Origin of the sequence: Prauserella shujinwangii (assembly GCF_003001955.1) — a bacterium.
In the GTDB taxonomy this organism is placed as follows: Bacteria; Actinomycetota; Actinomycetes; order Mycobacteriales; family Pseudonocardiaceae; genus Qaidamihabitans; species Qaidamihabitans shujinwangii.
Window position 1 is genome coordinate 14,446 of the sequence record NZ_PVNH01000001.1, and the last position, 14,159, is coordinate 28,604.

At 68.8% G+C, this 14,159-nt stretch carries 4 protein-coding genes and 1 pseudogene; all 5 read left to right on the top strand.

The genetic code is table 11. The features are described 5' to 3' along the window. Nucleotides 1-25 precede the first annotated feature (25 nt). Nucleotides 26-6,268: a protein kinase domain-containing protein gene (locus B0I33_RS00060; protein WP_106176411.1), complete on the top strand. Its 6,243-nt coding sequence runs from the start codon at nt 26-28 to the stop codon at nt 6,266-6,268. Nucleotides 6,269-6,293: 25 nt separating this feature from the next. Continuing rightward, nucleotides 6,294-9,191 (top strand): DEAD/DEAH box helicase, encoded by a 2,898-nt coding sequence (locus B0I33_RS00065; protein ID WP_106176412.1) that lies wholly within the window; start codon nt 6,294-6,296, stop codon nt 9,189-9,191. After that, nucleotides 9,191-13,285: an Eco57I restriction-modification methylase domain-containing protein gene (locus B0I33_RS00070; RefSeq protein WP_106176413.1), complete on the top strand. Its 4,095-nt coding sequence runs from the start codon at nt 9,191-9,193 to the stop codon at nt 13,283-13,285. The genes B0I33_RS00065 and B0I33_RS00070 overlap by 1 nt, the downstream gene beginning before the upstream one ends. An 87-nt stretch (nt 13,286-13,372) precedes the next feature. Continuing rightward, nucleotides 13,373-13,789 carry an Imm1 family immunity protein gene (locus B0I33_RS00075; RefSeq protein ID WP_106176414.1) on the top strand — a complete coding sequence of 139 codons (417 nt, stop codon included), beginning with the start codon at nt 13,373-13,375 and terminating at the stop codon, nt 13,787-13,789. After that, nucleotides 13,789-14,130: pseudogene (locus tag B0I33_RS30265) on the top strand (DUF4357 domain-containing protein); the annotation flags it as partial. The gene B0I33_RS00075 and the pseudogene B0I33_RS30265, both read left to right, overlap by 1 nt. Between the last annotated feature and the right edge of the window lie 29 nt (nt 14,131-14,159).

The window sequence follows — 14,159 nt, forward strand, 5'->3', positions numbered from 1 at the left end:
GCGATGACGGTGCGGGAGGGCTCGAGTGTCAGCGAGACCGGAAGTCGTGGCAGGCCGGTTCCGCCTGCTCGGCCCGATCGGCAAGGGCAACATGGGCGAGGTGCATCGCGCCCAGGACGCGCACGCCGATGACGGCGCAGGCGGTCGCGTCGTTGCGGTGAAGTTGATCCTCCGTACCCGCTCGGGCACCATCCTCGATGCCAGCGCTGACACGAAAACGGTCCAGCGCTTCGAACGCGAGCTGCGCATCATGCGCAAGCTCCACCATCCCAACCTGCCGCGACTGGTCGGCGGCGGGGTGGATGCCGACGGCCTGCCGTACCTGGCCATGGAGTTCCTCGACGGGAGGTCACTCCGCGACCTCGTTTCCGAGCGCGCACAGTCACCCGTCTCCTGGGTCGCGGCTCTGGGCGCGCAGATCGCGGACGGTTTGGCCGCGACCCACGCCGAGGGCGTGATTCACCGTGACCTCAAGCCGTCGAACGTGATGGTGGTTCGCGGTGGTGTCGTCAAGGTCCTCGACTTTGGCATGGGGCGGATCGCCGATGACACCACCCACCTCACGAGCAGCGGTGTCACGGTCGGAACGGCGCGCTACATGGCGCCCGAGCAGTTCCAGGCGTCCGCGGTCGGTCCCGCGGCCGACCTGTATGCCCTTGGCTGCGTGCTCTTCGAGCTCCTTACCGGGGTTCCCCCCTTCCACAGCGAGTCGGCGCACGAACTCGGGCACAAGCATCTGAACGAGGCGCCACCGCCCGTGCGGCCGTTGCGGCCTGACGTCCCGCTGGACATCGCGAGGCTGATCGACAAGCTGCTGGCGAAGGATCCGGCGGATCGGCCGGTGGACGCGATCGCGGTTCGAGACGCCCTCCTGGAACACGTACCGGCCTCGGCCGATGAGGCAGTCAACGGGTGGGAGGCGTTTGACCCGGTAGCGGGACTCGCCGAGCTTCGCGCCCTGCGTGCGCCGTCCCGAAGGGAAGTCACGGCAGCGTCGGACATCCGGGTGGCGCCCTCCGGCATGGACGTCTTCGGCATCCATCGTCAGCTGATCAAGGACTACCGTGCGTTCACCGAGGGCGGCACGGTCATCCGGGACCAGCGGATCGCCGCGTTCGTCGAGGAGGACCTGAACGCCAAATCGCAGTGGCCGGATCCCTGGCTGTCGCTCAACCCGTTCTTCGCCTCCGGCGGGACCGTGCTGGAGCTCGTGCACGCGGGCGTGCTGCACCCGGAGTGCCAGCACATCTTCCAGACCGGCAAGACCGAGGGCGGCACCGTCTGCGACGGCCGCCCGGTCACCCTGCATCGCCACCAGCGCGAGGCGATCGACGTGGCGCGGTCCGGCGAGTCCTACGTGCTCACCACCGGCACGGGATCCGGCAAGTCGCTGTCCTACCTCGTGCCGATCGTCGACCGGGTGCTGCGTGCTCGCGACGAGGAAGGTTCGGAACCCGCCCGACGCGTACGCGCGATCATCGTCTACCCGATGAACGCGCTGGCCAACAGCCAGCTCAAGGAACTGGACAAGTTCCTCCTCGACGGCTACGGCGCCGGCCGTGAACCTGTCACCTACGCCCGTTACACCGGTCAGGAAGGCGAGGAACGGCGCCGGGAGATCCAGCAGAACCCGCCGGACATCCTGCTGACCAACTACGTGATGCTCGAGCTGATGCTCACCCGGCCCGACGACCGGCGCTCGCTGATCAGGATGGCCACCGGGCTGGAGTTCCTCGTCTTCGACGAGCTGCACACCTATCGTGGCCGCCAGGGTGCTGACGTCGCGCTGCTCATCCGCCGGGTTCGGGAGGCCTGCCAGGCGGACGGGCTGCAGTGCGTGGGCACCTCAGCCACCATGTCCAGCGAAGGCACGAACGAGGACCGCCGCGCCGTCGTCGCCTCGGTCGCCTCGACCCTGTTCGGCGCGCCGGTGCGCCCCGAGCACGTGATCGGCGAGACCCTCGTGCGTGCCACCGGCGAGGCGCCCGGCACGGTGCCCGCCGACCGGCTCCTGGCGCAGGACCCGCCGCGAGCGTATGCGGACCTCGTAGCCGACCCGCTGGCGCAGTGGATCGAGACCCGGTTCGGCCTCGCCACCGAAGAGGGCTCCGGTAGGCTCGTCAGGCAGCGTCCCGTGAAGATCGAGGAGGCAGCGGGCGAGCTGTCCAGGGCCAGCGGCGTCTCAGCGGAGGTCTGCGCCGAGGCGATCCGCCGGACACTGGAGGCGGGCTCGCAGGCACGGCACCCGGTGACCGACCGTCCGTTGTTCGCGTTCCGGCTGCACCAGTTTCTGTCCAAAGGCGACACGGTCTACGTCACTCTCGAGGACAAGGAGAGCCGCCACCTCACCCGCGACTACCAACGTGTCCAGCCGGGCTCGGGCGGGAAGATCCTGCTGCCACTGGCCTTCTGCCGCGAGTGCGGGCAGGAGTACCTGACGGTCTGGCGGAAGACCGGTTCCGACGGAACCCGCTACGAGCCGCGCCGGGACACCGCCGCGACGGGTGGACGCGCCGGCGACGGCTATCTCTACCTCGACCCCGACCGGCCGTGGCCCCGCACGACGGAAGAGGCCATCGTCGACCGCCGTCTTCCCGAGTCCTGGCTGCAGGTCGACGACCACGGCCACGAGACGGTGCGGGATTCGTATCAGAAGCGCTTGCCCCGGGCCGTGACCGTCGACGCCTACGGCAACGAGGGGCAGGGCGAGCTGGACGCCGCGTTCATCCCGGCGCCGTTCCTGTTCTGCCTGCACTGCGCCGTGAGCTACGAGCAGGTACGCGGGAAGGACTTTGCCAAGCTGGCCACGCTCGACCAGGAAGGCCGTTCGTCGGCGACCTCACTCGTCTCCGCGTCCATCGTGCGGTCCTTGAAACAGGCTCCGGCCGGGGCGCTCGACAAGAAGGCCCGCAAGCTGCTCACCTTCGTCGACAACCGGCAGGACGCCTCGCTGCAGGCGGGCCATTTCAACGACTTCGTACAGATCACCCAGTTGCGTGCCGCGTTGTACCAGGCCACGGTCGAGGCGGGCGACGAGGGGATCCGGCACGAGGAGCTCGCCTCCCGCGTCGCCGACGCGCTGGGTCTGGCCGTGGCCGACTACGCGGGAACCGCCGACCTGCCGCCTTCGCTGGCGCGCAACGCCGCCAAGACACTCCGGGACGTCATCGCGTTCCGGCTCTACCTGGACCTGCAGCGCGGTTGGCGGGTCACCATGCCCAACCTGGAGCAGACCGGCCTGCTGGAGATCCGCTACGAGGACCTGGAGTGGCTGGCCGCCCACGGCGAACGCTGGGCCACGACACAACCGGAACTCCGCGATGCCGAGCCGGGTCGCCGCATCGAGATCATGCGCGTACTGCTGGACGAGATGCGCCGGGCGCTCGCCATCGACGTGCAGTACTTCCGGGACGACTTCGACACGCTGCAGCGCGCCAGCGAGGAGCGCCTGATCGAACCATGGGTGCTGTCGGGCAGTGACAAGCCACAGGTCGGTACCGCCTATCCACGAGGTTCCAAGCCCGGCATGGACCGCTCCGGGCTGTTCCTGTCGGGACGCGGCAAGTTCGGCAAGTACCTGCGCAGGGCGCACTTCTCCCAGCTGTCGACCGACGACGCCCAGCATGTCATCGCGGACCTGCTGGAGGTGCTCGCCGACGCTCAGCTGCTGCGCAAGGTGGAGACCGCGCCGCAGCGCGCCGGTCGTTTCCGGCGCTCCGCGGGTCCGGCCCTGACCGGTTACCGCATCGCCGCCAGGGCGCTGATCTGGCGCGCCGGAACCGGGGAGCGCGGCACTCACGATCCGCTCACCCGCACCTACGCCAGCGGGGACGGGCCGCGCGTCAACGCGTTCTTCCGTGACCTGTACCGGGGCACGGCGGGTGCCCTCGGCGGGTTCGGCGCCAAGGAACACACCGCTCAGGTCGACCCCGCGGAGCGGGAACGGCGGGAGGACGCGTTCCGTGACGGTGACCTCAAGCTGCTCTACTGCTCACCGACGATGGAACTCGGCGTCGACATCTCCGAGCTCAACGCGGTGATGATGCGCAACGTGCCGCCGACACCCGCCAACTACGCCCAGCGCAGTGGCCGGGCAGGCCGGTCGGGGCAGCCCGCCCTGGTCACCACCTACTGCGCCACCGGGAACAGCCACGACCAGTACTACTTCCGCCGGTCCGACCGCATGGTCGCCGGGGCGGTCGCACCGCCACGGCTCGACCTCGCCAACGAGGATCTGGTGCGCTCGCACGTCCAGGCCATCTGGCTGGCCGAGTCGGGCCTCAAGCTGGGCAGGTCGATTCCCGAGATCGTCGACATCAGCTATGCCGAGGACAGCCGCAGGCCGGATCCGGAACTGCCCCTGCACGATCACGTCGCCGCCGCGCTGCGGGACGGCGCCGCATGGCGGCGCGCCGCCGCGGCCACCCGCCAGGTGCTCGGCGGGCTGCTGACCGAGTTCGCCGACAGCGCGTGGTGGCACGAGCAGTGGATCGACGACACGGTCCGGGCGGCCGGGGAACAGTTCGACCGGGCGCTGGACCGCTGGCGGGACCTGTTCCGGGCCGCGCTGGTGGACCAGGCCGAGCAGAACCGGAGGGTGCTCGACCACACGCTGGCCGAGCGCGACCGCAACGCGGCGGTCCGGCGCCGGAAGGAGGCGGAGACCCAGCTGAACCTGCTGAAGAACGAGAGCGCCGACAGCAAGTCCGTGCTCTCGGACTTCTACCCCTATCGCTACCTCGCCAGCGAGGGTTTCCTGCCGGGCTACTCGTTCCCCCGGCTGCCGCTGGCCGCCTACATTCCCACCACCGGGCGCCGGTTCGGCGACGGCGACTACCTGCAGCGACCACGGTTCCTCGCCATCCGCGAGTTCGGCCCTGGCGCGCTCATCTACCACGAGGGGTCGCGGTACCAGGTCACCCGGATCCAGCTGCCGCCGGACGCCACCGGCGACGTGGTGACCACCAGCGCGAAACGCTGCGCCGCCTGCGGGTATCACCACGACGCGAAAGAGAACCTCGACCGCTGCCAGATGTGTGACGAACCGCTGCGCGAGGTCGCCACGGGCCTGCTCCAGCTGCACACCGTCTACACCCAGCGCCGGGAGCGGATCTCCTCCGACGAGGAGGAGCGCAGGCGGGCGGGGTTCCGGCTGGTGACCTCCTACCGGTTTCACGATCACGGGGCGCGACCCGGTCGCCGGGATGCCACGGTCTCCGACGAACATGGCGCCCTCGCCACCGTGTCCTACGGCGACTCCGCCACGGTGCGCATCACCAACGTCGGCAGGCTCCGGGCCGCGGAGGACGAGCCGCCAGGTTTCTGGCTCGACCCCGCCAGCGGCGAGTGGATGAACGAGCGGAAGGCCGCCGAGGCGTCGGGTGACTCCAGCGAGATGCCGGTCGTCGACGCCGACGGCAACGAGAAGCGCCGGAAGAAGCGGGTGATCCCCTACGTCGAGGACCGCCGCAACATCCTCGTCGTCAGGCTCGCCAGCGCGCTGCCGGAGGCGACGGCGTTGTCGCTGATGTACGCGCTGGAACGCGGTATCGAGGCGGCGTTCGAGCTGGAGGACGCGGAGCTGACCAGCGAGCTCCTGCCGCCGGACGAGGGCGATCGGGACCGGATGCTGTTCACCGAGGCCGCGGAGGGCGGCGCCGGGGTGCTGCGGCTGATGCAGGCGGACCCCGAGGCGCTCCAGCGCGCGGCGAAGGTCGCGCTGGACATCTGCCACTTCGCCCCGGACGGCGCCGACCGGGGTGGCGCCCATCCCGACCGGCCGTGCGCACGAGGCTGCTACGAGTGCCTGCTGACCTACGGCAACCAGCCCGACCACGGCGCGATCGACCGCCACTCGATCAAGGACCTGCTGGTGCGCCTCTCCAGCGCCAGGGCACTGGCCACCGGCCGGGGCGAGTCGCGCTCCGAGCAGCTGGAGCGGCTGGCCGCGCAGTCGGACACGGGGCTGGAGGGCAAGCTGATCACGTGGCTGAAGGAGCACGGGCTGCGACTTCCGGACGAGGCACAGACGTTCGTGGCCGAGGCGCTCGCGCGTCCCGACTACGTCTACCGCCTGCACGGTGTCAACGTCGCGGTGTTCGTCGACGGCCCCGTGCACGAGCACAGCGTGGTCGCCGAACGCGATCTGGAGGCGGAGGACCGGCTGCTCGACAAGGGCTGGGACGTGGTGCGCTTCCCGCACGACGGTGACTGGTCCGGCATCGCCAAGCGCTTCGAGCGCTATTTCGGCCCCGGCGTGGGCGTCTGACGAGGAAAGAGAAGACGGAAAGCACATGACGACCACCTTCACGGCAGGTTCCCTGGTGTCCGCGCGTGGCCGCGACTGGGTCGTGCTGCCCGAAAGCGCCGACGACATGCTGGTCCTGCGCCCGCTCGGTGGCGCTGACGACGATGTCGCGGCCGTGTTCCCGGCGTTCGAGCAGGTTCGGCAGGCCGAGTTCGAGCGGCCGTCGCCGGACGACCTCGGCGATGCGCTCGCTGCCGGCCTGCTGCGTTCCGCGCTGCGGATCGGTTTCCGCTCCGGCGCCGGGCCGTTCCGGTCACTGGCCGGTATCGCCGTGGAGCCCCGCGCCTACCAGCTGGTGCCGCTGCTGATGGCGCTGCGGCAGCGGGTGGTCCGCATGCTGATCTCCGACGACGTCGGCATCGGCAAGACCGTCGAGGCGGGGCTGATCGCGAAGGAGCTGCTGGCGCAGGGCAGCGCGCGTGGACTGGCGGTGTTGTGCTCGCCGGCGCTGGCCGAGCAGTGGCAGGAGGAGCTGCGGACCAAGTTCGGCATCGACGCCGAGCTGGTGCTGGCCTCCACGGTGTCCAAACTGGAACGCGGACTGGACCTGGGGCAGTCGCTGTTCGACCGGCATCCGCACGTGGTGGTCTCCACGGACTTCATCAAGTCGACCCGGCATCGTGACGACTTCGTCAAGCACTGCCCGGACCTGGTGATCGTCGACGAGGCGCACACCTGCGTCGCGGCCGACGAGCGCGCGTCCACGCAGAGCCAGCTGCGGCACGAGCTCCTGGAACGCGTCGCGGCGGATGACGAACGGCACCTCCTGCTGGTGACGGCGACCCCGCACAGCGGCAAGGAGAGTGCCTTCCGCGCCCTGCTCGGCCTGGTCCGGCCGGAGCTGGCCACCGTCGACCTGGACAGCGAGGCGGGCAGGCGCCTGCTCGCCGCGCATTTCGTGCACCGCAAGCGTGCGGACGTGCGGCAGTTCCTCACCAGGAACGACGGGTTGGCCGACGACAGCCTGCGGGAGGACACCTCGTTCCCGTCGGACCGGTACTTCAAGGACGAGACCTACAAGCTGTCCCCGGCGTACCGCGCGCTGCTCGACGATGCCATCGCCTACGCGGGCGAGCGGGTCAGCGCCGCGGGCAACCAGGGCAAGCGGGAGGCCCGCATCGCGTGGTGGTCGGCGATCGCGCTGCTGCGCTCGCTGGTCTCCTCGCCGAGGGCAGCCGCCCAGACGTTGCGCACCCGGTCGGCGGCCGCACTGGCCGCCACGGCGGAGGAAGCCGACCGGCTCGGCGCGCCGCTGACCAGGGACTCGACGGACAGCGACGCGCTGGAGGGCCTCGATGTGGCTCCTGGCGCGGAGACAGAGGAGGCGGGCGCGCGCCTGGCCGAGCTGGCCGACCGGGCGGCCTCGCTGGAAGGCACCGAGCAGGACCGCAAGCTCGCGGCCCTGGTCAAGCACGTCAAGGCGCTGCTCGCCGACGGCTACCACCCGATCGTCTTCTGCCGCTACATCCCGACCGCCGAGTACGTCGCGGAGCACCTCGACGGCAGGCTCGGCAGGCGCACCGTGGTCCGCGCCGTCACCGGCACGCTCTCGCCGCAGCAGCGCCTGCAGCGCATCGAGGACCTGGCCACGGAGGCGGGGGAGGACCCGGCGGCCCGTCGCGTGCTGGTCGCCACCGACTGCCTGTCCGAAGGCGTGAACCTGCAGCACTACTTCGACGCCGTGGTGCACTACGACCTCGCCTGGAACCCCACCCGGCACGACCAGCGGGAGGGCCGCGTCGACCGGTACGGCCAGAAGCGGGACACGGTCAAGGTCATCACCCTGTACGGCAGCGACAACGGGATCGACGGCAAGGTGCTCGAGGTCCTCATCAAGAAGCACCGCCAGATCCAGAAGGACCTGGGCATCTCCGTGTCGGTCCCGGACGCCGCCTCGGCCGGCGTGACCGATGCGATCGTGGAATGGCTGCTGATGCGCAACGAGCAGCCGGAGCAGGCCGGCCTGTTCGAGGTCGAGGCGGTCGGCAAGAAGGCCGACGCGCTGGAGGCGGACTGGAAGTCGGCGGCCGAACGGGAAAAGACGTCCCGCTCGCGGTTCGCCCAGCGCGCCATTCACCCGGAGGAGGTGGCCCGCGAAGTCGCCGCGGTGCGCGATGTCCTGGGCCGGGCGGCGGAGATCCGGGGTTTCGTCCGGCACGCGCTCTCCGCCATGGAGGCCGTGCTGCGGGACGACGGCGCGGGCGGGTTCACCGCGGATTTGAGTGGCGCGCCGGTCGGGTTGCGCGACGCCCTCGCTCCGATCCTCGGTGGCGATGTGGTGGACGCGGCACGCCAGGTGCCGTTCCGGGACACCGCGGCCGTCGCGCGGGGCGAGGCCGCGCTGGTGCGCACCGATCCGGTCGTCGGCGCCATCGCCGGCTATGTGCTCAACGCCGCACTCGACGAGAAGGCGAGCGGCCCACGGCCCGCCCGCCGCTGCGGTGTGATCCGTACCCGCGCCGTGGACACCCGGACCACGCTGCTGCTGGTGCGCTACCGGTTCCACCTCACGTTGCCGTCCCGGTCGGGACAGCGGCAGCTGGTGGCCGAGGACGCTCGGCTGCTCGCTTTCCGGGGCTCGCCCGCGAACGCCGACTGGCTACCCTCGGCCGACGCCGTGGCGCTGCTCGAAGCGAGTGCCGACGAGAACACCGACCGGGAGTTCGCCGAGCGCACCATGCAGCGGGTCCTGGATGGTCTGGACGCGACCACGGCACATCTGGAGTCCTATGGGGACGAACTGGCCGCGGAACTGCTCGCGTCGCATCGCCGGGTGCGCAGCGCGGCCGGTGAGATCGTGCGCGGTCTGCACGTGACCGCCCAGAGGCCCGCCGACGTCCTCGGTGCCTATGTCTACCTGCCGGTGTCGGGAGGGAACGCCTGATGTCCGCCGTCTCCCGAAACCAGGTCTTCTCCGCCGTGCACACGGTCGGCGGTCTGCTGCCAGCCGACATGCTGGTGCGCATCTCCGAGGGCAAGGACGTCAGCGGGAGCCTGCCGTCCGACTACCGCGTCGTGGGCTCCCGCTCGGTGAGTGACGAGGCCGAACGTCACTGGGACTACCTGCGCTCGGTGTGGACCGAGCTGCGCGAGAAGCTGCCCCCGGCTCCGGAGGCGGCGACTCCCCAGGACACCACCGGGCTGGCCGGCACCCAGTGGCTCGCCCCGCTGTTCGCCGAGCTCGGCTTCGGTGAGCTGACGGCGGTCGGCGCCGCGGGTATCCCTGCCGACGACAGCGACATCACGGGAAAGACCTTCCCGGTCAGCCACCGCTGGAACCACGTGCCGGTGCACCTGGCGGCGTGGCACCACACGCTGGACCGGCGGCCAGGCGGTGCGGGCACCGTGCCGCCGCAGTCGCTGGTGCAGGAATGCCTCAACCGCACCGAGAAGCAGCTGTGGGGTGTGGTCACCAACGGCCGCCAGCTGCGGTTGTTGCGTGACTCCAGCGCACTGGCGACCGCGTCGTACGTCGAGTTCGACCTGGAAGCCATCTTCGACGGTGAGCTGTTCAGCGAGTTCGTGCTGCTGTACCGGCTGCTGCACGTGTCCCGCTTCGCCATCGCCGACGGCGCGTCCCCGGCCACGTGCTGGCTGGAGCGGTGGCGGCTGGACGCGATCACCTCGGGAACGCGGGCACTCGACCAGCTCCGGGAGAGCGTTCGCGCGGCCATCACCACGCTGGGCACCGGCTTCCTGAAGCATCCGGACAACACCCGGTTGCGGGAGAACGTCGACGTGCAGGCGCTGCACGGGGCCCTGTTGCGGCTGGTCTACCGGCTGCTGTTCGTCTTCGTGGCCGAGGACCGGGGTGTGCTGCACCCCGCCGATGCCGACGTGCTGGCCAAGCAGCGTTACGCGCGGTACTTCTCGACGGCGAAGCTGCGGGCGCATGCGCGCCGCCGCCGGGGCACCGCGCACGACGACCTGTACCGCGCGTTGCGGATCGTGCTGGACGCGCTCGGTGACGAGCAGGGTCGGCCGGAGCTCGCCCTGCCGGGGCTCGGCGGGATCTTCGATGACACCGAGGCCGACGCCCCGCTCCGCGGTCTGTCGCTGTCCAACGAGTATCTGCTGGGCGCGGTGCGGCATCTGGCGCAGATCCGCGATGCCGGATCCGGCCGGGTACGCGCGGTGGACTACCAGCACCTGGATGCCGAGGAGCTGGGCTCGATCTACGAGTCGCTGCTGGAGCTCGTTCCGAAGCACAGTCCCTTTGACCGGACTTTCGACTTGGAGGAGCTGGCGGGCAACGAGCGCAAGACCACGGGCTCGTACTACACGTCGTCCTCGCTGATCGAGTGCCTGCTGGACTCCACGCTGGATCCGGTGATCGACGACGCGGTGAAACGGGGTGAGCAGGCGGCGTCGGCGGCAGGCGAGTCCGATGCGGCCGAGGCGATCACCCGCGAATTGCTGTCGCTGACGGTGTGCGATCCGGCGTGCGGATCCGGCCACTTTCTCGTGGCGGCGGCGCGCCGCATCGCCAAGCGGGTGGCTGCCGTGCGGGAGCGCAACCCCGAGCCGACCGTGGACGCGGTGCGTCACGCGCTGCACGAGGTGATCGCCCATTGCGTCTACGGTGTCGACCTCAACCCGATGGCCGTGGAACTGACGAAGGTGTCGCTGTGGCTGGAAGCATTGGAGCCGGGTAGGCCGCTGAGCTTCCTCGATGCGCACATCAAGTGTGGCAACGCCCTGGTCGGCGCCACACCGGCGCTGCTGCGCAAGGGCATTCCGGATGAGGCGTTCAAGCCGATCGAGGGTGACGACAAGAAGTTCGCCAGGGCGCTGGAGAAGCAGAACAAGGCCGAACGCGTCGGTCAGCACAGCCTGTTCGACCTAGCCGCGGAGGCGAAGGTCGCGAACACGGTGTTCGCCACCGGCGTGCGCCGGATCACGGAAGCCCCGGCGGAGGATCTTGCCGATGTGCGCCGCCAGGAGTCGGCCTACTGGGAACTGGCCGGATCGCCGGAGTACCGGAACGCTCGGCACGTGGCGGATTCCTGGTGCGCGGCGTTCCTGTGGCACAAGATGCCCGACGCGCCGCTCGCGGTGACCGAGGAGGTCTTCCGCAACCTGCAGGACCCGGACGCGGATGCGGCACCACAGCGCACCCACGACGAGATCGCGCGACTGCGTGACCAGTACCGGTTCTTCCACTGGCACTTGGAGTTCCCGGACGTGTTCACCGTCCCGGACAGTGGTGCGGGAGTGGACGAGGAGAGTGGCTGGTCGGGCGGGTTCTCCTGCGTGCTGGGCAATCCGCCGTGGGAGCGCATCAAGCTGCAGGAGCAGGAGTTCTTCGCCCAGCGCGACGAGGAGATCGCCAAGGCAAGGAACGCCGCCGCCCGTAAGAACCTCATCGAGGCCCTGAAGAACGATCCCGACCGCGTGGCGCTGTACACGGAGTTCGAGGCAGCCAAGCGTAAGGCCGAGGGCGAAAGCCATTTCCTCCGCCTCGGTGGTCGCTACCCGCTTACTGGCCGAGGTGACATCAACACCTACGCGGTCTTCGCCGAGACCGATCGTATGCTGACCGGGCCGAGAGGTCGTATGGGCGTGATCGTCCCGACCGGTATCGCGACCGATGCCACTACGCAGTACTTCTTCAAAGATCTCGTTGAACACGGTTCCCTGGTGGCCCTCTACGACTTCGAGAACCGCAGCGGCCTCTTTCCTGACGTCGATTCGCGCATGAAGTTCTGCATCCTGTCACTCGCTGGCCGCGCCGCACGAGAGCCGGCCGCGCGGTTCGCGTTCTTCGTGCACGACCCCGTGGAGCTGGACGAAGCCGACAAGACATTCTCCCTGACGCCCGAGGAGATCAAACTTCTCAACCCCAACACCGGAACCTGCCCGGTGTTCCGCTCCCGCCGTGACGCGGAGATCACCCTCGGGATCTACCGTCGCATCCCCGTCCTCGTCAAGGAACCGGACGAACGTGGCCAGGGAGGCAGCAACCCGTGGGGCGTGTCGTTCATGACGATGTTCCACATGTCCAACGATTCCCACCTCTTCCACACGCGAGAGGAGCTGGAGGCGGATGGCTGGACGCTCACCGGCAACATCTTCACCAAGGGCGACCAGCGCATGCTCCCGCTCTACCAAGGCATGATGACTTCGCTTTTCAATCACCGCGAGGCCGACGTCGTCAAGAGCCCAACGGCGAAGCAGCGGCCGCAACAACCGCGGCCAATACGCGAGGATGAGCGACTGGATCCAGGACGCCACGTGATCCCCTATTATTGGGTCAGCGAATCTGAGCTCACGGCTGGACTTCCGGATTGGTTTATCGGCTATGGTGATATCACCAGTCCGACAAATGAACGTACTTTGGAACCGGCGGCAATTCCAAGGGCTGCCGTGGCAAACGCTTTTCCCTTGCTTATGCGGAATAGCAGGGATGTGTCGTCAATATGCCTTTTGGCTTGTCTTTCGGCTTTTGTGGTAGATTACTGCGCGAGACAAAAGTTTGGCCGAACGAGTCTTAACTGGTTCTATCTTAAGCAATTTCCGATAGCTCCTCCTGAGATGATATCGTCAAGGGGGTTGTTTGGGGCTCAGACTCCCGGATGGATCTCACAACGTGTGCTGGAGCTCGTTTACACTGCAAACGACATGGAGCCGTTCGCCCGCGACCTTGGCGACACGGGTCCGCCCTTCGTATGGGATGAGGAGCGCCGGGCTGTGATCCGCGCGGAGCTGGACGCCCTGTTCTTCCACCTGTACGGCATCTCGCGCGAAGACACTGACTACATCCTGGACACGTTCCCGATCGTCAAGCGCAAGGACGAGGCCAAGTACGGCACCTTCCGCACCAAGGACCTGATCCTCGCCGAGTACGACCGCATGGCTGAAGCCGGACTGAGCCTCACGAATCCGCTCGTCGACGGTGAGAACTACACGTCCACGCTCACCCCGCCGCCTGGTCAGGGGCCGCGGCACGCCCCCGCGCCGTCCGCGGGGAATGTTTGATGTTCGAGAGGTTTCGTGTATGAGGGGAGGAGCACGTCATGACGGTGCAGGACTCAGGAGCGCGGACAACCGCCGCGTGAACAGATCATGGACCTGGCCGCCGCCGAGGACGTCAGGACGTTCGTCGCGATGCTGGCCCACGGGCAGGTCGGTGGCGCAATCCTCACCCACACCGGGCGGCCCCGCGTCGAGACCCTCATCCCCGACGACGCAAATCCCGGCGAGCGTCTCACCATGCCGGATCACTCGGTGATCGTCGGCGTTCGCGGCGATCGAGGCGCGATCAGCTGTCGCGGAGCGGACGGGCATGGCGCGGAGTCCGTACAGCTATACAGCCACGGTGAGGAGCCCGATCACCGTGTCTTGTACGAGACGGACGAGTTCCCGCCCGACTGCGAATTGCCCGTCAATGTCATCACGCAGACGCTGATCGAGTTCCTGGAAACGGCGAAGCGCCCGCTGACAATTGGCTGGCAATCGGCTCTCGACTCGGCGCTTCCATGATGTCCGAAGAGTATCCCGAGTTCCAGCTTCGCCTGCCGCGCGGCGGCCCGGTCGCGCGGGGGCGATTGCTGCGTGAGAAGGGTGCCGGCGGCAGCCCCAGATTTGAAGTACTCGCCGGCTCACCGGCACGTGCCGACGTCTCGCCGTCGTTCGGCCGGCACGTCAGAAGCTTCTCCAGCCTCCGTGAGAGCCTCATCGCCGATGGCTCGATCGTTCCGTCCCAGACGTGGTCTGGATACCTGGAGACCGCGCGGGACATCGTGTGCGAAGCTCCGTCCGCCGCTGCGGCGATCCTGCTTGGCACGAACGCGAACGGATGGAAGATCTGGAAGACCGCAGACGGGCACCCCCTCGAAGACTTCGTGGAGCC